This is a genomic window from Eubacterium sp. SB2, assembly GCF_001244405.1.
Lineage (GTDB): Bacteria > Bacillota > Clostridia > Lachnospirales > Lachnospiraceae > Faecalicatena > Faecalicatena contortus_B.
In genome coordinates this window covers 153823-178152 of record NZ_LN865148.1, presented here as the reverse complement: position 1 = coordinate 178152, position 24330 = coordinate 153823, and the positions used below count along the sequence as shown (strand labels likewise).

Genomic DNA, 24330 nt, shown 5'->3' with positions numbered 1-24330 from the left:
TGAACACATTGCAGCCTTTTTTCAACACGATATAGGGGCAGGATTTTCTGAATCATATTAGATATTAAGACGGCAGAAATAGCAGATGAAAAAGTGGCTGAAAAAATGAAATATCTTTTGCTGCATTTAGCTGGAAATAGTATGAGAAATCCTTTATACTATAAGTATTTCGGTTCTATAGAAATTAGAAGGATAAAGAGAGAAGGTTACCTTATGTTAACAGGTATGAAGAAATTATTCGCCCCGGTAGATATGACGGAGGGGAGCCCGTGGAAACGAATTGTTGCATTTACGATTCCTATGCTGATGGGAAATATTGCACAGCAGCTGTACAATACGGTGGACAGCATTATCGTGGGAAGATTTGTGGGGGATAATGCCCTTGCAGCAGTCGGGAGCGCGGGGCCGATTCTCAATCTGCTGCTGGTCCTGTTTGTGGGAATTTCGGTCGGAGTGGGAATCATGGTGTCCCAGTATTTTGGGGCCAGGCAGAGATTGGAGTTATCCAAAACGATTGGCTGTTGTATTACCCTGACCGTGATAACAACGATCCTGGTTATGGTGGTCACACCGATCGTCACGATGCCGCTTTTGAGGCTATTGAATACTCCGGATACGATTATCGGATGGTGCAATTCGTACCTTATGATTCTGTTTATGGGGATTATCGGGTGTGCATTTTATAATATTCTGGGCGGGATTCTCAGAGGTTTGGGGGATTCCATTTCGGCCCTTGTTTATCTGCTTGTAGCTACCGTACTGAATATTGTTTTGGATTACATATTTGTTGCGTATTTTAACATGGGAGTTGCCGGAGTTGCCCTGGCTACTGTGATTGCGCAGATGGTATCGGCGCTGTTGTCTCTGCGGAAGCTGCTCAGAATGAAAGAGGTATTTGATATGAAGAAAGAATACCTTGTGCCGGAGAAGAAGTATATGTGGGGCCTGATACGTTTGGGGCTGCCTTCCGGGTTAACCCAGGCGATTTTTTCGCTGTCCATGATTATTGTACAATCTCTGACAAACAGCTTTGGTGAAATGTTTATCGCTGCCAATGTGATAGTGATGCGTGTGGATGGGTTTGCAGTCATGCCGGCGTTTTCTTTTGGAACTGCGATGACCACTTATTCCGGCCAGAATGTGGGCGCGCGCCGGATGGACCGGGTTGTGCAGGGGGCTAAGCAGGGGACTGCCATAGCAGTCGGAACGTCTACGGCGATCACCATCCTGATCCTGCTGTTCGGCAGATATCTGATGTCCATATTTACCTCCACACCGGAACTGGTGGAATTAAGCTTTTCCATGATGAAGATACTGGCTGTGGGCTATATCGCCATGGAGGTGACCCAGTGTCTGTCGGGTGTAATGAGAGGGGCAGGAGATACCGTGACGCCGATGTGGATTTCTATGGTGACCACAGTTGTAATCCGCGTTCCGCTGGCCTATGGTATCGCGTGGCTGACCAGATCCGATTCCATGCCTAACGGAAACAGTGCATGTATTTTTATCTCCCTGCTGATCTCATGGATACTGGGAGCGTGTATTACAGTTCTCTGCTACCGCGCCGGACGGTGGAAGAAAAAAGCAATAGCAGAATAGAAAGGAACGATAACAGGAGCCGTGCATAGTAACCTGCGCGCCCCCTGTTCTGAACATATGGAGATGATGAAAAGTTATAAAAAAACAATTTATGCCTGCTATACAGGGTACATTACCCAGGCAATCGTTAATAATCTGGGGCCGCTGCTGTTTTTGACCTTTCAAAACCAGTTCGATATATCTGTGGAAAGAATCGGTTTCCTGATTACACTGAACTTCGGCGTACAGCTTGTGGTTGACCTGCTGGCCGCAAAATATGTGGACCGTATTGGCTACAGAATCAGTATTGTGGCCGCTCACATCATGGCATCCGCAGGGCTTGTGGGAATGGGCCTGTTCCCGTTTGTGATGCCGGATCCCTATCTGGGCCTGCTGGCAGCTATTGTGCTGAACGGGATCGGCGGCGGACTGATCGAAGTCCTGATCAGTCCGATTGTGGAGGCTGCACCTTCGGGGGAGAAGGAAAAGGCGATGAGCCTACTTCATTCTTTTTACTGCTTCGGGCAGGTGGGCGTGGTGATACTGTCCACGCTGGGCTTTAAAATATTCGGGATGGAACACTGGAATTACCTGCCGGTTATCTGGGCCGTGGTTCCGTTTGTCAATATTTTTGTTTTTACAAAAGTTCCGATCCGTACCCTGGTTGAGGAAGATGAGAGGCTGCCGGTAAGAAAGCTTTTTTCCATGAAAATGTTCTGGATTTTTGTTCTGATGATGCTCTGCGCCGGTGCATCCGAGCAGGCCATGTCCCAATGGGCTTCCTACTTTGCGGAAAGCAGCCTGCAGGTATCGAAAACGATGGGAGACCTGATGGGACCCTGCGCGTTTGCGGCATTGATGGGGGCATCCCGGGTATTCTACGGAAAATGCGGGGACAAAATCCCTCTGGAGAAGTTTATACTGGGCAGCAGTATTTTGTGTATCATAAGCTACCTGTTCGCGGTCTTTATGCCGGTTCCGGTTCTGAGCCTGCTGGGCTGTGCGATGTGCGGGCTCTCAGTGGGAATTATGTGGCCGGGTACGTTTAGTATTGCGGCAAGAGAATGTACCCGGGGAGGAACGGCAATGTTTGCGTTTTTTGCACTGGCTGGAGATGCCGGATGCATGGCGGGGCCGGGACTAACGGGCGTAGTGGCGGAACAATTCCCGAGATGGGGGCTGAAGGCGGGCCTGCTTTTTGCCATTGTATTTCCTGTTGGGATGGCGGGGATACTATTGGGGAGGCGGGCCGGGAAAGTACAGAGGATGCCGGACAGAAACCTGTGACAGGAACCTGACGGGAAGCAGTCTTCCGATTTCGCGGGCTGCTGTTTTGTGAAGAAATACTTGGGCGGGGGTGAAAATTGCTTACAGCAATGAATTTTCACCCCCGCCCTTTATCTGAGCACTCTCAGAAACTCTATGTGTGAACGCAATGCATGCGAAACAGGAAGACGGTTTCTTGATAACCTGTGCCTTGTTATAATATTAATTCACATAACTAATTAATTGTGATGCATAATTGTTAAAAAACTGTGAAATATTGAACCATATATTGACATTTCTATATAATACTACTAATATAATCGTTAAACGTCTAACTAATTTTCGGATTTGGGATAGGGATTCCGGGAAAGGAGATTTATATGAATTGTGATGCCAACCATGTTCCCACAGTTGGGATTATGAGCCAGATCATGCATATGAGCATGAATCGGGCCAGGCTGTTATTTGATGAGTATGATTTAAAGATTGGGCAGGCGGGGATTCTCTTTATGCTGGAACATTTTGGAGAGATGTCCCAGCGGGAACTTGCCTCGAAGATGAATGTGACTCCGCCGTCTATTACTGCGGCAATCGGGAAGATGGAACGTCTGGGATACATCAGGCGTAAGCCGGATGATAAAGACCAGAGGATTATGCGTCTGAGTACCACTGATAAGGGGAAGGCGTGCCTGGAGCATACCAAAAAAGTGGCGAAGCAGATGGATGAACTCATGTTCAAAGGCATGAGCCAGGAGGAGAAGCTGCTGTTTAGAAGACTTCTGCTTCAGATGCAGGAGAATTTAAAAGAGGAAAAAGAACTCTCCGGTTTAAAATGACAGACATGATAGTATATGCAGAAAGGGAGATATTATGAAGAAACTATTTAAGTATATGGGGATGTACTGGAAAGCCGTTATAGCGATTCTGGCAGTCCTCATCATACAGGCGTACTGCGACCTGTCGCTGCCCGGATATACTTCGGACATTGTGAATGTCGGGATTCAGCAGGGCGGTATTGACGAATCGATACCGAGAGCAGTTACGGCGGATGATATGGAGAAGCTTCTGCTTTTTGTAAGCAGCAAAGATGCGGATACAGTGAAAGAAGCTTATCAGTTGAAGGAGAAGGACACAGGGTATGACTATGACGGTTCTGTGTATGTCCTGAAGAGTAAGGCCGCAGAGGATGAAGCGCAGGTGGAAAAACTGTCCTCAATTCTTGGCAGTCCGATGATGCTGGTGTCCGGCTTTGAATCCGGAAGCGATATGACTGACCAGATGGAAGTCTCCATGAAAGACAAAATGAAGGCTATGATTGAGGAGCAGGCGCAGAAGCAGATGGATGAGGCCGCGTCCAAGATGACGGATGAGCAGAAGGCTGCGATCGCAATGAATCCTGAACTGCAGAAGCAGCAGGAAGAGATGCAGAAGCAGGCAAAGGAACAGATTGACGCTCAGCTGAAAAAGATAGATGAAGCCGATGTATTTGAACTGTTTGGTATGATTCCTGAGGAGCAGCGTTCTGAGGTGACGAAGCAGATAGAGGACAAATTTTCCGACATGCCGTCGACTATGATAGACCAGGCTGCCAAAGTGTACATTAAGGATGCATACACACGGCTGAACGTGGACACAGATCAACTGCAGAACAGTTACCTGTTGTCTACGGGGGCGAAGATGGTAGGACTTGCATTTTTGGGGATGGCAGCCAGCATTCTGGTAGGATTTATGGCTTCCCGCGTGGGTGCAACTGCAGGACGTGATCTTCGGGGAAAGGTATTCAGAAAGGTTGTCGGATTTTCGAACAATGAATTCGACCACTTCTCAACTGCGTCTCTGATCACGCGGAGCACAAACGATATCCAGCAGATCCAGATGCTGCTGGTTATGCTGCTGCGGCTGGTATTATATGCACCGATTATGGCCGTGGGAGGCATTTACAAAGTATTCCATACCAATGTATCCATGTCATGGATCATTGCACTGGCAGTGATCCTGATCGGCCTGGTAGTTCTGGTTCTATTTACCGTGGCTATGCCGAAGTTTAAGATTCTGCAGACCCTGGTAGATAAGCTGAACCTGGTTACAAGGGAGATTCTGACAGGGTTATCTGTTATCCGTGCATTTTCGACGGAAAAGCACGAGGAAGCGCGTTTTGACAAGGCAAACAGGGATCTGACAAGAACGACCCTTTTTGTAAACCGTGCCATGACATTCATGATGCCGGTTATGATGCTGATTATGAACGGCATTTCCGTTCTGATTATCTGGAGCGGCGCCCACGGCGTTGACAGCGGACAGATGCAGGTCGGGGATATGATGGCCTTTATTCAATATACAATGCAGATCATTGCCAGCTTCCTGATGCTGTGCATGATTTCCATTATGCTGCCAAGGGCGGCCGTTTCTGCGGACCGTGTAGATGAAGTGCTTACAAGCAAAACCATAATACATGATCCGAAGGAAGCAGTAAAGCTGCCGGAAAAAATGCAGGGCGTTCTGAAGTTCGACCATGTATCGTTCCGATATCCGGGGGCAAGCGAAGACGTGCTCCACGATATTGATTTCACAGCGAAGCCGGGTGAGACAACTGCGATCATCGGAAGCACGGGAAGCGGCAAGTCCACGCTGGTGAATCTGATTCCAAGGTTTTATGATGTGACGGAAGGCAGTATTACCCTGGACGGCATAGATATCCGCGATATAACCCAGCATGACCTGCGGGATAAGCTGGGATATGTGCCGCAGAAAGGGGTACTGTTCTCCGGCGACATTGCTTCTAATATTATGTATGGGAACCCGGAGGGCAGCGATGAGGAGATGGAAGAGGCAGCAGCAGTCGCACAGGCTGCCGGATTCATTGAAGAAAAATCCCAAAAATATGAGAGCCCGATTTCCCAGGGAGGAACGAATGTATCGGGCGGACAGAAACAACGCCTCTCCATAGCCAGAGCGATCGCAAAACATCCGGATCTCTATATTTTCGACGACAGTTTTTCTGCGCTGGATTATAAGACAGATGTTACGCTTAGAAGAGCGCTGAAGGAAAATACGGCAGACAGCACGGTACTGATTGTTGCGCAGCGTATCAGTACGATCCTGCATGCGGAACAGATTATTGTTCTGGACGATGGTATGGTGGCAGGGAAGGGTACACACCGGGAGCTGCTGAAGAATTGTGAAGTATATCAGCAGATTGCGGCATCCCAGCTGTCGGAGGAAGAACTGAAGGCGGGGATGGAGACAGCAGAGTCAGACACGAAAGGAAGGGAGGAAAACAGCCATGAGTAGAGAAGGCGGCAGAAGGCCTATGGGCAGACGGGGCCCTATGAAGGGTATGGTTCCGGGTGAGAAGCCAAAGAATCTCAAAGCAACCGTAAAAAAACTGCTCAAATATATGAGCAAATATAAAATACAGCTGTTTTTCGTAATCGTATTTGCGATCGGCGGTACGATTTTTAACATCATTGGCCCGAAGGTCCTTGGTAAGGCAACTACGGAGATATTCAACGGCCTGGTCAGCAAAGTGTCCGGCGGAGACGGCATGGATTTTGGGAAAATCGGTCAGATCCTGATCTTTACGCTGAGCCTGTATCTGGTGAGCGCCTTGTGTTCGTTTGTTCAGGGCTTTCTGATGACCGGCATTTCCCAGAAAATGACATACCGTCTGAGGAGAGAGATATCAGAAAAAATCAACAGAATGCCGATGAATTATTTTGATACAAAGACATATGGTGAAGTGCTGTCCAGAGTGACCAATGATATAGATACGCTGGGACAGAGCCTGAATCAGAGTATGACCCAGATGATTACTTCAGTTACGACAATCATCGGTGTGCTGGTCATGATGCTCTCGATCAGTCCTCTGATGACAGTAGTGGCGCTTTTAATACTTCCGCTTTCCATCGGTTTCATTTCCGTGATCATGAAACGTTCCCAGAAGTACTTCCGCGGACAGCAGAAATACCTCGGTGAAGTCAACGGACAGGTGGAGGAAGTATATGGCGGCCATAACATCGTAAAGGTATTTAATAAAGAAAAAGATGTAATAGAAGAATTCGAAGAAACCAACAATAAACTATACGACTCTGCATGGAAGTCCCAGTTCATATCCGGTATGATGATGCCGATCATGCAGTTTGTCGGGAACCTGGGGTATGTGGTAGTTGTTATTCTGGGAGGTTATCTGGCGGCAAAGCGTACAATCGAGGTTGGAGATATCCAGTCCTTTACGCAGTATGTAAGAAACTTTACGCAGCCGATCCAGCAGGTAGCGCAGGTAGCCAATCTGCTGCAGTCCACAGCAGCGGCATCCGAGCGTGTGTTTGAATTCCTGGAGGAAGAGGAAGAAGACCAGACTGTGCAGAATCCGGTATCTGTGGAAGGTCTGCAGGGCAATGTCGAGTTCGACCATGTACGGTTTGGCTACAATGAGAACAAAATTATTATCAATGATTTCTCTGCCAGGGTAAAAGAAGGCCAGAAGATAGCGATCGTAGGGCCCACCGGAGCGGGTAAGACCACGATGATCAAACTATTAATGCGTTTTTATGATGTCAGCAGCGGAGCCATTTTGATTGATGGACATAACATCAAAGATTTCAACCGGAGCGAACTGCGCCAGATGTTCGGCATGGTGCTTCAGGACACGTGGCTGTTCCACGGAAGCATCCGGGATAACATCCGTTACGGAAAACTGGATGCAACAGACGAAGAAGTGATCGAAGCGGCAAAGGCAGCAAGAGTGCACCGTTTTGTCCAGACACTTCCGGGCGGTTATGATATGGAACTGAATGAGGAAGCCAGCAACGTATCCCAGGGCCAGAAACAGCTCCTAACCATCGCAAGAGCCATCCTGGCAGACCCAAAGATCCTGATCCTGGACGAAGCAACCAGCTCTGTAGACACAAGAACAGAGATCCAGATTCAGAAGGCCATGGACACCCTGATGAAGGGCAGAACCAGCTTTATCATAGCCCACAGGCTGTCAACAATCAGGGATGCCGATATCATCCTTGTTATGAAAGATGGAGACATCGTAGAACAGGGGAAACACGAAGAACTGATCCGCAAAGGCGGGTTCTATGCAGAACTCTACAATTCCCAATTCGAGAGGGCGGCGGGGTAGAGGTTTATTGCTGGGGGGGCGCCTGCCTGGACCAGGGAGATGGCTGCCTCCGCGGCAAACCGGGATGGTTTTCGGAAGCAGGCCGCTTACGGAGAAGTTCTAGCACAAAATGAGCCGTCCACGAGGGCACGTACAACATTCAGCCAGAAAGCCTGATGCTTTCTGGCCTCAGGTTGTACTGAAAAGTGATTTGGAAAATCACTTTTCATCCCTCGTGGACGGCTCATTTTGCGCAAGAACTTCTAGACCGTGCGCTCGATGCTTCCGAAAACCATCCCGGTTTGCCGCGGAGGCAGCCATCTCCCTGGCCCAGGCAGGCTGGGCGCATCCGGCAGGAAGAAAAAACTCTTTTGGGGAGCCTGGACGGGGGAGGCGGATGGGAATTGGCGGATAGGGAAGTTATAGATCCGATTGGGTTAAAAAGCAAGATTATTACAAGTGGTGAAAAACTTCAAACTATCACTTACTGGGGCATACAATGTTCCGTCAATTCAACTCAATCCGCCGCCCCCGTCGAAGTCCCGGGCATCAGAAAGGTTTTTTCCTTACGGAGGATGAACCCAGCTGTGCGGAATTGGAATATGCCTCTCCTGGATGCGTCTTTCAGGATATTAGTGCCGCTTCATCAAAATCGGAGCCGCCATGTGAACTGTTTTCAGGCCTACAAGGCCTGAAAACAAGCAGACCCGAAGTGGGAATTCATCAGAATTCCCGCAAGTGTCCGCGGTGTTCATCATGGCGGCTCCGATTTTGATTAGCGGCACTTATATCCTGATTCCGCATCCAGGAGAGGCATATTCCAATTCCGCACAGCGTCCCCCCTCCGAAAAAAATTCCAACTTTCTGATAGACTTCCCCCTTGTTTGTACGTAATAATAGGTGTAACGATATTTTGTAAGCTTACAATTTTGAGAAGGACGCAGATTATGAAAATTAATGAGGAAAATTATATCAGGGAGCTAAAGCAGCATAATGAGTCGGCTCTCGCCTATATTATTGAGCGGTATGGAGGGCTTGTGAAGTCGGTTGTGAGAAAGCATCTTTATGCTTTGCCGCAGTATCAGGAGGAATGTATGAATGATATTTTCTTCCAGGTGTGGAATAACATTCAGTATTTTGACTGTATGAAGAATTCTTTTAAGAACTGGATCGCGGGAGTTTCACGATACCGTGCCATCGACTGCCTGCGGAAGCACCGCAGGGAGCTGGAGGTGGAAAATATTGAGGATGTGGCCGCGGCAAAGGAGGAAGAGGCTTATCAGAGGCTGATTGACCAGGAGATATCAAAGGAGCTGGAACAGATGCTTTCATGCCTGAACCCACGGGATCAGGAGCTTTTTCGGAGGCTTTATATTGAAGAACAGGATATCAGCCAGGTGAGCAGGGAGATGGGCATGCAGGAGTCGGCTGTTTATAATCATGTATCCCGTGGAAAACGTAAAATCAGAAACTTGTATCCAAGAGAGCAGAAGGAGAGATGAATATGAAGAGTAATATATATATGATGTTGAATGACATAGATTCTGAGGCCGATGCGTACCAGGAGGAAGCGTGGTCGGAGGTGGAAGCAAAAAGGACGAAGAAAAAGGTTCTTGGCAGGGTTCGAAGAAAAGGCAGGAAAAAATATGTTATGGCAGGCGTATGTGCGGCAGCAGCTTTTGCCCTTTTGACAGTCATGCCTCTTCGGGGAGCCGTGGCAGATGCGGTGGAACAATTGTCCTACCGGATCGGCGCTTTTCTCGGGATTGATAAGAATCTGGCGCCGTATGAACAGATTGTCAATCAGTCTGTGACGGAAGACGGGATAACGATTACACTGAATTCTGTGGTGTTGGATGTGGATGAGCTCGTTGTTTCGACGACAGAGGTCTATGAAGATGCTATCACAGAAGGCGGGCCGGGGCTGATGGGAAATGTTTACATCAATGGCGTGCGGGCATCGGGCGCAGCAGGCGGAGGCTCTTACACTACCGATGAACATACGCGGGAAGTGGTGATGAAATATTATCTGAATCAGGTGGATTTGGCGGAATTGAGCCGGGAGGTCAACGTGGCCATACGGTTCAGCGATTATGAGGAAAACAGGGGCGGCTGGGAATTTAAATTTACTGCCAGCGGGGAACAGCTTTCTGCTGATACGCAGACCATTGACCTCACATACCGGTACCAGCTGCCGGATGGATGTAATATCACATTTACGAAGTATACGAGCAACGCCATGGGACAGAAAATATTTTATACCAATGACGGAAATAAAAATGACTATGATATGAAACTTGAGGGCACGGATAATCTGGGCAATCCGGTAAGTTTCTATGTAAGCTCATCCAATAAAGAGGGCGGAAGGTTCGTCATTGATAACTCGGCCGGGAATTTAAGCGATGAGGCGGAGACGCTGACATTGACGCCCTATGCGGTTAAGTATCCGGAAACAAGCGGGAGACTTAGTCATGATTTTGAGCAAGTTGGAGAGGCTTTCACGATTGAGGTTCGATGAAGGGGGGCGCTCCGTGAAATGCGCTGCGGTAAGCCCTTCACATACACACATGGCGGTTTGAAGGGCGGACGCTTGTTAAGCAGCAGTAGGACGGAAAAGAGCAGAATTGCATGACACCACGGACATTCAGCGTGTAAGCCGATGCTTACACGCCTCAGGTTCGCTTGAACCCTGATTCGGAATCAGGGTTCAGTCATGCAATTCTGCTCTTTTCCGTCTTACTGCTGCTAAACGCGCTGGGAGCTCTTCAAACCGCCATGTGTGTATGTGAAGGGCTTACCGCAGCGCATTTCACGTCGCTTTGGTGCATCCGGGCGGGAGGAATGAGGGGAGGCGGATAGTGGTGGATTGATTTGACAAGAACGGCCGGGAGAGATAAGGGAGAGGTTCTTTACTTGCTATTGATGGGGTTAATAATTATAATGAGTATATTGACGGGGGAACTTTTGGGGAAAAGGAGGTTTTTGGAGACTTTAAGGAGTGGCTAATTTACTATAGAGCCTGGTTCATTTATAATAGGGATTATGATAAGGAGGAGAGTAAGAAAATGAGAGATCCGGTAAAAACGATTGGGAATTTGATTGATAAGCAGGGGGTGTCTTTTATCAGTTCTGTGGATGAGGAAGGGTTTCCTAATACGAAGGCTATGCTGCCGCCTAGGAAAAGGGAGGGGATTCGGGTGTTTTATTTTACTACGAATACTTCTTCTATGAGGGTAATGCAGTATCGGAAGAATCCACAGGCCTGTATTTATTTTTGTGACAGAAGATTTTTCCGGGGCGTGATGTTGACTGGTACTATGGAGGTACTGGAAGATCGTGTTTATAAGGAGATGATCTGGCAGGATGGGGATACGATGTATTATCCGGAGGGGGTGACCGACCCGGATTATTGTGTTTTGCGTTTTACAGCAAGACAGGGGCGGTTTTATAGCAATTTTAGTTCCGAAACGTTCGATATTGAATAAACTATTATTTTTGTGATATCATTTTTTATAAATGATATCTGGAAGGGGCGTGTAATTGTATTGAATCATTATCAGGTAATTAATGAAAATAGTTGGGAGAGGGCCATGCACTGTATGGTTTTTAGGAATAGTGTTGAGCCTGCTTTTTGTGTAACCTTTGAGGCAGATGTTACGAATTTTCTGAAAAAGGTAAAACAGCAAAAATACTCTTTTACCCTTTCTATGGTGTATGCTGTGTGTAAGTGCGCGAATGAGATAGAAGCGTTCAGATACCGTTTTTTGGATGGTCAGGTTGTTTTGTTTGACAAGATTGATACCGCATTTACATATTTAAATACGGAGAGTGAATTATTCAAGGTAGTTAATGTGCCCATGCAGGAGAATATGCAGGATTATGTGGAACTCGCCGCCAAGACAGCCAGAGAGCAGAGAGAGTATTTTACCGGACCTTTGGGGAATGATGTGTTTCAATGTTCTCCAATGCCGTGGATCACATATACTCACATCTCCCATACAAATTCAGGTAGAAAAGATAACGCCACACCTTTATTCGACTGGGGCAGATATTACGAAAAGGACGAACGGATCGTTATGCCTTTATCTGTGCAGGCACATCATTCATTCGTAGACGGTATACATATTGGGAAATTTGCAGATGGGCTGCAAAAATATCTGAATGAGTTTTAGCAATAGTAAGAAGCTTAAATGAATCTTGAAATTTGGAGGACTGAAAATGGCAGAATCATTAACGTTTCGTTATGCAGAACGAGAGGATACGGAACTTATTTTAAAGTTTATCAGGGATCTTGCAAAATACGAAAAAATGGAAAATGAATTAATTGCAACGGTAGAATTGTTGGAAGAATCACTGTTTGAAAAGCAAAAGGCGGAAGTTATCTTTGCCATGGCGGATAACCGGGAAGTTGGTTTTGCCTTATTTTTTCATAACTTTTCTACTTTTCTGGGACGGGCGGGACTATATCTTGAAGATATATTTGTTCTTCCGGAATATCGGGGGCGCGGTTATGGGAAAGGCATCTTGAAAAAGCTGGCTCAGACCGCAGTCGAAAGAGGCTGCGGCAGGCTTGAGTGGTCTTGTCTTGACTGGAATAAGCCCAGTATTGACTTTTATTTATCTTTGGGAGCCGAGCCGATGGAAGAGTGGACGGTTTACCGTCTTGCAGGTAATACGTTAAAAGAGCTGGCGTGTAAAACGACAGATTAGATTAGAGTACCAGGAGGTGCGGTATTGAGGATTTTACTGGCGGAAGATGAGCCGGATCTGAACCGGCTGATTCTAGATAAGCTGCGGGGAGAGCATTACAGCGTAGATTCCTGCATGGACGGGCAGGCGGCATTGGATTACCTCGAGGCCGCGGACTATGATGCTGTGATTCTGGATATTATGATGCCGGGCGTGGATGGGCTGACTGTCTTAAAACGGCTCAGGGCACAGGGCGGGAACATACCGGTTCTGCTGCTGACGGCACGGGACAGTATCGAAGACCGGGTGGCGGGACTGGATGCCGGAGCCAATGATTATCTGGTCAAGCCTTTTGCATTTGAGGAACTGCTGGCCCGGATCAGGGTGCTGCTGAGATCCCCCCGGGACACAGGCGGGGTATGCTGCAGAATAGCTGATCTGGAAGTACATCTGGATACCCTTGAGGTTAAGCGCGGTGGAAAGCAGATTGCGCTTTCCGGGAAAGAATTTGCGCTGCTCAGGTATATGGTCCAGAATGAGGGGATCGTGCTGTCGCGGGAAAAACTGGAGCAGCATCTCTGGAATTATGATTATCCGGGCGGTTCCAATGTGATTGATGTGTATATCCGCTATTTGAGAAAGAAAATCGATGAGGAATTTGAAACAAAACTTATCCATACGGTGCGCGGAACAGGATATGTCCTGAAAGTGAAGAACTGTGGATAACCGTCTGTCTTGTAATGCAGTGCATGGCGCATGTTTAGCATGGATCGAAGCCGAGCGGAGACCTGAACGCCTGCAACCATTATGTTTTCGTACGGTCTGCGCAGTAAATGCGCAGACCTGTCTGAACTGTTACGGAAACCCTGCTTGAATCTGGAGGTAGCTATGAGAAGATTTTCCCTGAAGATGAAGCTGACGCTCTTATACTCTTCATTTCTGATCATTATAATCGGTACGGTTCTGGCGATCCTGTTCTCGCTCAGCAGCAGGGAAGTCCTCCTCTCTGCCCAGGAAACGCTGAAAAGACAGGTGCAGAAAGGGATTAGATATATCAGTTATAAGGACTGGGAGCTGGAGGTGGATGCAGATTTTTACGATCTGGAACAAAATGTCTATCTGTCACTCTATGACGGCGCGGGCGAATTTCTCTATGGCAGGATTCCTTATGAATTTGAGGAGCAGCCTGCGTTTGAGGTAGAAAGTCTTCAGACCGTGTCCCAGGGCGGACAGGCCTGGTATGTCTATGATTTGCTGCACAACGATGGAATCCACGGAAATATCTATGTGAGAGGCATTACTTCTGTGGACAGGGTGAAATACAGCTTCCGTATCACGCAGAGGTTTGCCGTTGTACTGCTGCCTCTGCTTGCTGTGGCCACAGCGGCGGCGTGTTATTACTTTACACGGCGGACGCTGCTTCCCGTGAAGCAGATGACAGACACCGTACAGCAGATCCAAAAGGACGGAGACCTGTCCAGTCGGATTGTGTTCCCTTTAGAACGCAAAGATAAAAACCGGGACGAGATCTATACACTGGCTGTTACCTTTGATCAGACACTGGAACGGCTGGAAGAATCCTTTGAGCGCGAAAAGCAGTTTACTTCCGATGTATCCCATGAACTCAGAACTCCGGTCAGCGTGATACTCGCCCAGTGTGAAGAACTACTGCAGAGCAGGGAGATGCCAAAGGAACAGCGCGCCAGGGTACGGGTCGTGCAGAAAAAGGCAGAGGAGATGGCGGGCATGATCTCAAAGCTGCTGCTTTTATCCCGCGGAGAACGGGGGATGCTGGAATTGAACCGGGAATATCTGAACCTGAGCGAGCTGACCCTGATGTGCGTGCAGGAACTGGAGAACGCTGCAAGGGAAAAGAAGATAACAATAGAGACTGAGATAGAGCCGGAGGTGTATGCCTGTGTGGATGAAACCTTATATATACATATGCTGGACAATCTGCTTTCAAATGCAGCTGCATACGGCAGACAAGGCGGCTGTATACGGGTGACCCTTTTCAAAAAGGAAGGGTGTATTATTGGCTCGGTATTGGATGACGGAATCGGTATATCACAAGCGGAACTTCCGCATATCTGGACGAGATTCTACCGTGCCGATCAGTCAAGAACCTCAGACGAACATGTGGGGCTGGGGCTTCCGATGGTGAAATGGATTCTGGAGGCACATGGAGGCGGCGTTGAGGCAGAGAGCAGAAGCGGGGAGGGCAGTACGTTTCAATTTTTCTTTCCTGACGGTATTTTTTAATCTTTCTTTAATCTAAGGCAGGTATACTGAGAATATGAAATGACAGATGCGGGGAGACTAATATGTACCTGCCGAAAGGAGGAAAGAAGATGAAGATAAAGAATGGTTTGAAGGTATATGCTGCCGTACTGTGTATGGTATCTGCGGTTTTGATGCCCGGATGCTCCAAAAAAGGGATTGGGGAAGAGAAAGCTAAGGAAATAGCCTTCGAAGATTCACAGACTGATGAGAAAGAGGCGTCCAGACTTCAGGTTTCCAGAGAAAAAGAGGACGGGAAGTCTGTCTATGATGTTTATTTTATGAATACGGAAAGCAAGATGGAATATGAGTATGAAATTCTGGCCGATGACGGAACGATATTAAAGGCAGAAAGTGAAAGCACATATGCACGCCAGCAGGACGCACAGTACAAGCTGGATATCCAGACCCAGCTCGAGGAAGCAAAGGCGTTAAAAGAAGGCCTTGAGGAGCAGAAGCAGCGGTTAGAGGATCTGCTTGCGCGGGAGGAAAAAGACTTAGACAACGAAGGCCTTCAGGATAATCTGGATGAAGTAAACGAAGAACTGCAGTCTGTTACGTATCACCTACAGGATCTGCAGACTTATATGGAGAATAATAAGGATCAGCTGATCGGTGTCAATCTGAAGGAGGCACAAGAGCTGGCCCTGGAGCGTGTGGAGGGCGCGGGTAAGGATGATATTGTGATTGCGCTGGAGTACGATGACGGCGGGTATAAGTACGAGGGCGACATTATATACGGCGGACATAAATACGATTTTGAGATCCATGCCATGACCGGCGCGTTTTTGGAATGGAGAAAAGAATAATGTAAATGAGAGAAGATGATAAAGTGGGGACTCCTGTCATATAAATAGAGTGATATCCGTTTGCGGGGTTATGACATGGAGACATTATCACAGATCATGAAATCGATCTACGGGTACTTGTGGGGAATGCCGATGCTGGTGGTTCTTCTGGGTACCCACTTGTATTTTACCGTCAGGCTTGGTTTTATCCAGCGCAAGATCCCTCTGGGAATACGGCTTAGCTTCTCCAAAAAAGAAGCCGGTGACGATGGAATCTCGCCCTTTTCTGCGCTGGCGACTGCGCTGGCGGCTACAATTGGTACAGGGAATATCGTGGGCATCTCTGCCGCGATTGCCATAGGAGGGCCTGGTGCGGTGTTTTGGTGCTGGCTGACCGGAGTGTTTGGTATAGCAACCTGCTATGCCGAGTGCTTCCTATCCGCAAAATACAAAATAAGAAGGCCGGACGGTTCATATACCGGCGGACCGATGTACGTGATGGAAAAGGTGCTGCATCAGAAAAGTGCGGCGGTTGTGTTTGCCGTCAGCACAATCCTGGCGTCTCTGGGAATGGGAAGCAGCGTCCAGTCACATTCAATCTGCGCCGCGGTGCAGGTGGAATTTCCGATTTCCCCGTCCGTAATCGGAATCATTGCGGCAGTCCTGGTGGGGGCCGTGATGCTCGGCGGTGCAAAACAGATCTCAAAAGTGTGTACATATCTGGTTCCTTTTATGAGTGTTTTTTATTTCGGCGGCTGCCTGTTCCTGATCTGGATAAACCGGGCATATCTGGGGGCGGCACTTGCTGTGATTGTGAAGTCTGCATTTACCTCCAAATCAGTATTCGGAGGGCTTGCCGGCACAGCTGTGATGGTGGGCATGCGGACGGGAATCTCAAAGGGACTGTTTACAAATGAGGCGGGTCTGGGCTCCATCCCCATGACTGCGGCTGCATCCAGAACCAGTTCCCCGGTTAAGCAGGGAATCATTTCCATGACAGGGCCATTCTGGGATACGGTCGTGATGTGTGCAATCACCGGGATCGCGATCGTGAGCAGTATGTTAAGTGAGCCGGGGATCTATATTGGGGCTGCGGATGACCAGCTGTGCTTCCTGGCATTTGAAAAACTGCCGGTAGGCGGGAGCACGATGCTGTCCGTCTCGCTGGTGCTTTTTGCCTATGCCTCTATCATTGGGTGGAGCTATTATGGCGAGTGTGCGGTGCAGTATTTGTGGGGAAATAAAAAAATCCTTCCCTTTAGAATCGCCTATATAGCGGCGGTATATCTGGGGGCAGTGATGTCCCTGGATCTTGTGTGGACGGTATCGGATCTATTTAACTCATTTATGGCGATTCCTAACATACTTTGCATCTGGATGCTCCGGAAAGTGGTGATTCGGGAGACTGGGGCGAGCTTTGGGAGTGTAAGAGGCGGAGGACGCTGAATAACCGGGAAGCCTGCCTCATGCAGGAGTGTCTATGCCATTTTAAAAAGCCCCTCCGTTTACGTAAGAGTCCCTAAAGATAAAACTAGTACACCGAAAAATAAATAGCACAATGCTTCGCCCGTCTGATTTCACGAAAGCACAGATGCAAAAGCCTCAGCGTAACCCACTATGCCTGCGTTTTTGCATCTGCACTCTCGAAAAATTATACGTAGCGAACCATCATGCTATTTACTTTGAGTTATACGAGAGAATAGCGGTCCAGCGGTATTCTCTATGTTTTTCCTTAAGGGACTCTAATATGAACGCTAAGACTTTAAAAATGGCATAGATACTCCTTTATTCTGTTTGCCTGAATCTTTCATAATACTCCTTTGCTTTGTCCTCAGTCATTGTGAACCTTTTCTGTAATTTTTTTATAATTTTATCCTTGTCAAATTCTTCCTCAATATAATCCAGTACCAATGCTTTGATTCCCTGCTCTATTCCCTCATTTCTGGCTTCTTCACGCTCATAATATCTTTCTTCCCAAGCCTGCATATATCTCACCCCTGCTTCCTCGCTCGTTTTCACCTTACGTACCCGCTGATGTATACGCTTAATCCGCTCGCTGTTTGTATTCATTGCTGTAATGGCAGCTTCTTCGTCCATAGAAAATACTTCCAATTCATTTTATTGGATTTATTAACATTACCATATATATATATATATGCGGACTGTCAATGGACAAAGCCATGGATGATTCGGGTCTTTTAAGGGACGCATGTTCATGCTATAATATAGTGAATCGTTAAAAAATTGGAAGCTATAAAAGCCGGATTATATACAAGGAGCAATAAAGATGCCGATAAAATGGAAAACAGCGATTATTACACTGAGTGACAAGGGATACGCCGGGGAGCGGGAGGATAAAAGCGGGCCGCTGATCCGGGAGATGATTGAGCGCGCCGGATATGAGGTGACGGAGATGGTTTTGCTGCCGGATGAGCAGATGATGATTGAGGAGAAGCTGACAGAACTCTGCGACGAGAGGGAGACAGACTTGATTCTTACCACCGGCGGGACGGGATTTTCACCGAGGGACTGCACGCCGGAGGCAACTCTTGCCGTGGCGGAAAGGAATGCGCCGGGAATTGCCGAGGCGATGCGGTATGCCTCGCTGCAGATTACCCCGCGTGCCATGCTGAGCAGGGGAGCCTCCGTGATGCGGGGGAAGACTCTGATTATTAACCTTCCGGGCAGCCCGAAAGCGGTGAAGGAAAATCTGGAATATATTCTGCCGTCCCTGTCCCATGGACTGGAGATCATGAAGGGAGTCACGGGGGAATGTGGAAGCGAAGCTAAAAAACCGGGGGCAAAAGCATGACGGATCAGTATGGACGGGAAATAGAATATCTGAGAGTGTCTGTAACAGACAGGTGCAATCTCCGGTGCAGCTACTGTATGCCCGAGGAGGGAGTCGAGCAGGTCGCGCACAATGAGATCCTGACTTACAGCGAGATTGCCAGGATCTGCCGGATCTGTGCGGACAAGGGGGTCTCAAAGATCAAGCTGACAGGCGGAGAGCCGCTGGTGAGAAAGGGCATCAGCGGCCTTTTGTATGAACTTAGGCAAATAGATGGAATAGAGCAGATTACTTTGACAACGAACGGAGTGCTGCTTGCAGGACAGATTGAAGAACTGGCGAAAGCGGGCCTGGATGCTGTTAATATCAGCCTCGATACGCTGGAACGGGAACAGTATGCACAGATTACCAGACGGGACGAGCTTGGGAAAGCGATGGAAGGTCTGGAGGCGGCGCTTAAGTATCCGGGCATCCGGGTGAAAGTCAACTGTGTCGCTCTGCAGGGAGTCAATGAAACCCAGTGGGTTCCCCTGGCGGAACTGGCAAAGAATGAGCCGGTGGATGTGCGGTTTATAGAGATGATGCCCATCGGGCTTGGAAAATCCTGTGCCGGCAGCAGCCAGGAGGAGGTGTGCCGGGTGCTGAAACAAGCGTATGGTGATCCGAGGTTTTTATCCGGAAGCTTTGGAAATGGTCCCGCAGTTTATGCTTCTTTTCCGGGCTTTTCCGGGAAAATAGGTTTCATCAGCGCCATTTCACACCAGTTCTGCGGAAGCTGCAACAGGGTCCGCCTGACTGCGGAAGGTCTTTTAAAGCCTTGCCTGCAGTATTCCAAAGGGGCGGATTTAAGGCGCCTGCTGAGAAGCGGGGCCGATGATGCAAAGCTGGATGAGGTCATCGGGAAGGTCATATTTGAAAAGCCCCGGTGCCATCAGTTCACGCTGAAAAGAGATGAGAGACAGGGGACAGAGAATGAGGGGCCGCTGGAAGGAAAACAAATGTCAAGAATCGGAGGATAAACATGGGAAAAGTAATTGCTGTTTGTACAAGCCCTGCAAAGGGGACACAGAAGACCAATGTTGGGGAGGCAGTATTTATAGAAGATTTTGGGATTAAGGGGGATGCCCACGCCGGGAAATGGCACAGACAGGTGAGCCTTCTTTCTTATGATAAAATAGAGGATTTCCGCAAGCGAGGTGCGGAGGTGGCCGACGGCGCTTTTGGAGAGAATCTGGTTGTTGAAGGGATCGATTTTAAGACATTCCCTGTAGGAACCCGTTTTCAGTGCAATGATGTGATCCTGGAGATGACACAGATCGGAAAGGAATGCCATCACGGCTGCGAGATCTTTCAGAAAATGGGCGACTGCATTATGCCAAGGGAAGGCGTCTTTGCAATCGTGATAAGAGGGGGGACAATCCGGACGGGGGATATCCTGGAAGTGATTTGAAATGAAAAGGAAGAATTTACGAAGCATACACCAGCTGGAATATGAGGACGGATAAGAATGGCACAGAATCGAAATGTAAAGTTAAAGGGATGTCTGTATGCCTTTATGGCAGGTATGCTGTGGGGGATTACAAGTCCCGCGGCACAATACTTATTTGAAAGAAAAAATATCGTTTCCGAATGGCTTGTACCCTTCCGCCTGGTTTTTGCCGGGCTGCTCCTGCTGATCTATGCGGGAGTAAGGCGGCAGGATATTACCAGTGTCTGGAAGGAGAAGACGGATGCGTGCAGGCTGGTTCTATTCGGGGTATTCGGCATGCTGGGCATGCAGTTTACTTTTTTCTCCGCCGTGCAGGAGATGGATGCCGGGACGGCCACAATTTTTCAGTACCTGAACCCGGCCATGCTGATCTTATTTTTCGCTGTTGTTTATAAAATTATGCCGGGGAAGAAGGAGATCGCAGCTGTTCTGGCAGCAATCTCCGGGATTGCCATCGTTGCGACGCACGGAAATCTTTCGTCACTGGCGATTTCCCCAAAAGGGTTTTTACTTGGAATGCTTTTAGCAGTGACGACCTGCTTTTACGGTGTGCTCCCGGCGCCTTTGGTTAAACGGTACAGCGCGGAAGCAGTCAGCGCCTGGGGGATGATTGTGGGAGGCCTGGTACTGATGGCTGTGACGAGGCCGTGGCGGATACCTGTTGTGATCGATGTTCAGGTTGCGGCGGCTTTTGTTACGATTATCACCGTAGGGACAATCCTGCCGTTCTGCTTTTATCTGTCCGCAGTAAAGTACACCGGTTCTGTATATGCCGGGCTTTTTTCCTGTGTGGAGCCGGTCGCGGCCTCAGTTGTAGCGGCGGTATTCCTGGGCACCAGATTTATGAAAATGGATATTCTGGGGTTTGCGCTTGTCCTGTCCACACTGTTTATACTGGCAATCCCTGAGAAATTGCGTTAAAATGTAACAGTCCAGGTCTGCCTGTAATCTTACGGTTAAATTAATAAAATGCCGCTGCCTGCGGGCCGGCCTGTAAAGAGCAGAAAAGAGGAGACTGTTCACACACAGCGGCTGCGTACAGCACGGTCTGAACAGCATCGGACCGGATGCTGATTCCTCTGGCATCTGAAAAATTTCTTGCATGTGTGTCTGAAAAGTTATATAGTGGACAATGGATTGCCGAAAAGCGGCCATAACATGAGGAAGAAATACAGAGGCTTAGAAGATGAAAAATACAATAAAAAAGAAAACATTGATGAAAGATATGACACAGGGAAGCCCGGTCAAACTGATTCTGGAATTTACCCTGCCTATGATATTTGGATTTTTATTCCAGCAGTTTTATAATATGGCGGATACCGTGATTGTCGGCCGGTTTCTGGGGGTTAAAGCGCTTGCGGCTGTGGGCGCCACGGGTTCTGTGAATTTTTGTGTCATTGGATTCTGCATGGGGATATGCAATGGATTTGCAATACCGGTTGCACAGAAGTTCGGCGCAAAAGATGAGCGGGGGCTTCGCAAATCGGCCGGAAACGGGGCAACTCTGAGCGTGATATTTGCGGCGGTGATGACAGGCATCACAGTGGTACTGTGCCGCCAGATTCTGGAACTTATGAACACCCCGTCCGATATTATCGACGGGGCCTACCAGTATATTGTTGTGATATTTGCAGGCATTCCGGCCATTTTTCTATATAATCTGCTCTCCGGCTACATCCGCTCACTTGGAGATGCGAGGACGCCGGTCCTTTTCCTTACCGTGTCCTCTCTGCTGAATATTCTGCTGGATGTGCTGTTTATTGTAGTGTTTAAGATGGGTGTGGCGGGAGCTGCCTATGCAACGGTAGCATCCCAGGCGGTTTCGGGGATACTGTGTCTTTTCTATATGATGAAGCATTTCCCGATTCTGCGGCTTCAGAAAGAGGACTGGAAACTGAACCGAAGATATGTCGGCCCGCTGTGCAGGATGGGAATTCCTATGGGGCTGCAGTATTCCATCACTGCCATCGGCAGCGTGATTCTGCAGATTGCGGTGAATTCTCTGGGGTCTATGGCGGTGGCTTCGGTGACTGCGGCTTCCAAGATCCAGATGCTTTTGTGCTGTCCCTTTGATGCGATGGGTTCTACCATGGCGACCTACGGCGGTCAGAATGTAGGGGCCAAGCGTCTGGACCGGATCAGCAAAGGTTTGAAAGGCTGTCTTATCATCGGAGCGGTTTATTCTGCAGTGGCACTGGGAATTACTGTTCTGTGGGGAAAGCAGATTGCCTGGCTGTTTATCGATAAAGGGGAAAGCCAGATTCTGGGACAGGTGTACCAGTACCTGCTGGGCTCCGCGGTCTGTTACATGCTGCTTGCCGCGGTAAATATTGTACGTTTTCTGATACAGGGTATGGGATACAGTATGTTTGCCATACTCGCAGGAGTGTGTGAAATGGCGGCGAGAGGATTTACAGGATTTATTCTGGTGCCGGCCTTCGGATATGGAGCAGTGTGCCTTGGCAACGGGCTTGCGTGGCTGGCTGCAGACTTGTTTCTGATTCCGGCATTTTTTCAGGTGATGAAGAGATTAAGAAGATTATTTCAGGAGGAAAAGATGAGATGAAATGGAATAGTTTCCGGTTAAAGACGACAACAGAGGCGGAAGATATTGTCAGCAGCATGCTGATGGACCTGGGAATCCAGGGAGTGGAGATCGTGGATAAGGTTCCGCTGACGCAGGCGGACAAAGAGCAGATGTTTGTAGATATTCTCCCCGAGGGGGAAGCAGATGACGGAGTGGCATACCTGAACTTTTATCTGGAAGTGGAAGCGGATAAAGAAAAGATTCTCGGCGATGTCAGAAGAGAACTGGAGGAGATGTCTTCCTATGTGGATGTGGGAGAATGCATCATAGAGGAGTCCCAGACAGAGGACGTCGACTGGGTGAACAACTGGAAGCAGTATTTCCATCAGTTCTATGTGGATGATATCCTGATCATTCCATCCTGGGAGGATGTTAAGCCGGAAGACAGCGACAAACTTGTGATCCACATCGATCCGGGTACTGCATTTGGCACGGGCATGCATGAGACCACGCAGCTTTGCATCCGTCAGCTGCGCAAATATGTGACTTCTGAGACACAGATTCTGGATGTGGGCTGCGGGAGCGGTATCCTGGGTATGCTGGCGCTGAAGTTCGGGGCAGCCTATTCCGTGGGTACGGATCTGGATCCCTGTGCGATAAATGCCACCAATGAGAATATGGAGGTCAATGGAATCAACCGTGATCAGTACGAAGTGATGATCGGGAATATCATTGATGATAAGGCGGTACAGGAAAAAGCAGGATACGCCCGGTACGATATTGTTGCGGCAAATATTCTGGCGGACGTGTTGGTGGAGCTGACACCGGTGATCGTGAACCACATGAAGGCAGGCGGTATTTATATTACCAGCGGTATTATCGATGATAAGGAACAGACCGTGATCCGCGCAGTGGAGGAAGCCGGACTGGAAGTGCTGGAAGTGACTTACCAGGGTGAATGGGTATCTGTAACTGCAAGAAAGAGTTAGAAAGAGACGGCGTCAGAAAGAGGCAGATTCAGAAGAAAGTGGGGGATGTGAGATGCATCGTTTTTTTACAGAACCGTCCAGGGTTCATGAAACAGTGATAGAGATTGGCGGGCCGGACGTAAACCATATAAAAAATGTGCTCCGCATGAAGCCTGGAGAAGAGGTGGAAATCAGTGACGGAGCAGGGAAAGAATATCTGTGTGAGATAGACCGGTATGAAGAGGAAGCTGTGATTCTCCGGATTTTGTCATCAGCAGGAGAGCCTGCCGAGCTGCCATCTAAGATTTACCTGTTTCAGGGGCTGCCCAAAAGTGATAAAATGGAACTGATTATCCAGAAAGCCGTGGAGCTCGGAGTCTATGAGGTGATCCCGGTGGGAACCAACCGTGCAGTGGTAAAGCTGGATGAGAAGAAGGCGGCCAAAAAAACAGAGCGCTGGAACGCGATCGCCCTGAGCGCCGCAAAGCAATGCGGCCGCAGCATCATTCCGCAGGTGACGCAGGTGAAAAGTTTTGGCGCAGCGCTGGAATATGCGGCGGGGCTGGATATTGTGCTGATCCCATATGAACTGGCAAAAGGAATGGAAGAGACAAAGCGGCTGATTTCGTCTGTTGAGCCGGGGCAGAGCATTGGAATATTTATCGGACCGGAGGGCGGATTCGAGGAAGAAGAGATAGAAAAAGCCGTGAATATGGGAGCACTTCCCATCACGCTGGGCAGAAGGATACTGCGCACGGAGACGGCCGGATTAACGATTTTGTCCATTCTGATGTACCACCTGGAGCCTTCTGTGTAATTTTTACGTTCCAGGCAGAGTATTTTCGGT

The 24330-nt window shown here is 48.5% G+C and carries 22 protein-coding genes; 21 read left to right on the top strand and 1 reads right to left on the bottom strand.

Annotated elements, in window-relative coordinates:
• The first annotated feature begins 213 nt into the window (after positions 1-213).
• The 14 genes from BN1938_RS00830 (at position 214) to BN1938_RS00760 (ending at position 17154) form a co-directional block, all read left to right on the top strand.
• Positions 214-1599, top strand: coding sequence for an MATE family efflux transporter (locus tag BN1938_RS00830; protein WP_050638777.1), 1386 nt, complete (start codon positions 214-216; stop codon positions 1597-1599).
• 63 nt (positions 1600-1662) lie between these two features.
• Positions 1663-2865, top strand: coding sequence for an MFS transporter (locus tag BN1938_RS00825; protein ID WP_369794737.1), 1203 nt, complete (start codon positions 1663-1665; stop codon positions 2863-2865).
• Positions 2866-3224: 359 nt separating this feature from the next.
• Positions 3225-3680 (top strand): MarR family winged helix-turn-helix transcriptional regulator, encoded by a 456-nt coding sequence (locus BN1938_RS00820; protein WP_050638776.1) that lies wholly within the window; start codon positions 3225-3227, stop codon positions 3678-3680.
• 34 nt (positions 3681-3714) lie between these two features.
• Positions 3715-6135 carry an ABC transporter ATP-binding protein gene (locus BN1938_RS00815; protein ID WP_050638775.1) on the top strand — a complete coding sequence of 807 codons (2421 nt, stop codon included), beginning with the start codon at positions 3715-3717 and terminating at the stop codon, positions 6133-6135.
• Positions 6128-7972, top strand: coding sequence for an ABC transporter ATP-binding protein (locus BN1938_RS00810; protein ID WP_050638774.1), 1845 nt, complete (start codon positions 6128-6130; stop codon positions 7970-7972). The genes BN1938_RS00815 and BN1938_RS00810 overlap by 8 nt, the downstream gene beginning before the upstream one ends.
• 926 nt (positions 7973-8898) lie before the next feature.
• Positions 8899-9453 (top strand): sigma-70 family RNA polymerase sigma factor, encoded by a 555-nt coding sequence (locus tag BN1938_RS00800; protein ID WP_050638772.1) that lies wholly within the window; start codon positions 8899-8901, stop codon positions 9451-9453.
• A gap of 2 nt (positions 9454-9455) precedes the next feature.
• Positions 9456-10469: a DUF5643 domain-containing protein gene (locus tag BN1938_RS00795; RefSeq protein WP_050638771.1), complete on the top strand. Its 1014-nt coding sequence runs from the start codon at positions 9456-9458 to the stop codon at positions 10467-10469.
• A 547-nt stretch (positions 10470-11016) separates the two neighbouring features.
• Positions 11017-11436, top strand: coding sequence for a pyridoxamine 5'-phosphate oxidase family protein (locus BN1938_RS00790; protein WP_050638770.1), 420 nt, complete (start codon positions 11017-11019; stop codon positions 11434-11436).
• 12 nt (positions 11437-11448) lie between these two features.
• A complete protein-coding gene (locus tag BN1938_RS00785; RefSeq protein WP_330581523.1) occupies positions 11449-12123 on the top strand; it encodes a CatA-like O-acetyltransferase in 675 nt (224 codons plus the stop codon).
• A 46-nt stretch (positions 12124-12169) separates the two neighbouring features.
• Entirely contained in the window at positions 12170-12661 is a 492-nt protein-coding gene (locus BN1938_RS00780) for a GNAT family N-acetyltransferase (RefSeq protein ID WP_050638768.1), read from the top strand.
• Between the two features lie 24 nt (positions 12662-12685).
• Positions 12686-13366, top strand: a complete 681-nt coding sequence (locus tag BN1938_RS00775; protein WP_050638767.1) for a response regulator transcription factor — start codon at positions 12686-12688, stop codon at positions 13364-13366.
• A 162-nt stretch (positions 13367-13528) separates the two neighbouring features.
• Positions 13529-14902, top strand: coding sequence for a sensor histidine kinase (locus BN1938_RS00770; RefSeq protein ID WP_050638766.1), 1374 nt, complete (start codon positions 13529-13531; stop codon positions 14900-14902).
• Positions 14903-14991: 89 nt separating this feature from the next.
• On the top strand, positions 14992-15729 hold the full coding sequence (locus BN1938_RS00765; RefSeq protein WP_167702489.1) for a PepSY domain-containing protein: 738 nt from the start codon (positions 14992-14994) through the stop codon (positions 15727-15729).
• A 75-nt stretch (positions 15730-15804) separates the two neighbouring features.
• Positions 15805-17154: an alanine/glycine:cation symporter family protein gene (locus tag BN1938_RS00760; protein WP_050638764.1), complete on the top strand. Its 1350-nt coding sequence runs from the start codon at positions 15805-15807 to the stop codon at positions 17152-17154.
• Between the two features lie 339 nt (positions 17155-17493).
• Here the strand turns inward: BN1938_RS00760 and BN1938_RS00755 are convergent, their stop codons facing one another.
• On the bottom strand, positions 17494-17805 hold the full coding sequence (locus BN1938_RS00755; protein WP_050638763.1) for a hypothetical protein: 312 nt from the start codon (positions 17803-17805) through the stop codon (positions 17494-17496).
• Between the two features lie 190 nt (positions 17806-17995).
• On the opposite strand from BN1938_RS00755, the gene BN1938_RS00750 reads away from it, so the two are divergent.
• The 7 genes from BN1938_RS00750 (at position 17996) to BN1938_RS00720 (ending at position 24300) form a co-directional block, all read left to right on the top strand.
• On the top strand, positions 17996-18520 hold the full coding sequence (locus BN1938_RS00750) for a MogA/MoaB family molybdenum cofactor biosynthesis protein (protein ID WP_050638762.1): 525 nt from the start codon (positions 17996-17998) through the stop codon (positions 18518-18520).
• The gene (moaA, locus tag BN1938_RS00745) at positions 18517-19518 is read left to right on the top strand and encodes a GTP 3',8-cyclase MoaA (protein ID WP_050638761.1); all 1002 of its coding nucleotides are present in this window, start codon (positions 18517-18519) and stop codon (positions 19516-19518) included. Before BN1938_RS00750 ends, moaA begins: the two co-directional genes overlap by 4 nt.
• Before the next feature lie 2 nt (positions 19519-19520).
• Positions 19521-19949, top strand: coding sequence for an MOSC domain-containing protein (locus BN1938_RS00740; protein ID WP_050638760.1), 429 nt, complete (start codon positions 19521-19523; stop codon positions 19947-19949).
• 57 nt (positions 19950-20006) lie between these two features.
• On the top strand, positions 20007-20909 hold the full coding sequence (locus BN1938_RS00735; RefSeq protein WP_050638759.1) for a DMT family transporter: 903 nt from the start codon (positions 20007-20009) through the stop codon (positions 20907-20909).
• Between the two features lie 265 nt (positions 20910-21174).
• Positions 21175-22554: an MATE family efflux transporter gene (locus BN1938_RS00730; RefSeq protein WP_050638758.1), complete on the top strand. Its 1380-nt coding sequence runs from the start codon at positions 21175-21177 to the stop codon at positions 22552-22554.
• Positions 22551-23504: a 50S ribosomal protein L11 methyltransferase gene (gene prmA, locus BN1938_RS00725; protein WP_050638757.1), complete on the top strand. Its 954-nt coding sequence runs from the start codon at positions 22551-22553 to the stop codon at positions 23502-23504. The genes BN1938_RS00730 and prmA overlap by 4 nt, the downstream gene beginning before the upstream one ends.
• 52 nt (positions 23505-23556) lie before the next feature.
• Positions 23557-24300: a 16S rRNA (uracil(1498)-N(3))-methyltransferase gene (locus BN1938_RS00720; RefSeq protein WP_050638756.1), complete on the top strand. Its 744-nt coding sequence runs from the start codon at positions 23557-23559 to the stop codon at positions 24298-24300.
• Positions 24301-24330: the final 30 nt, after the last annotated feature.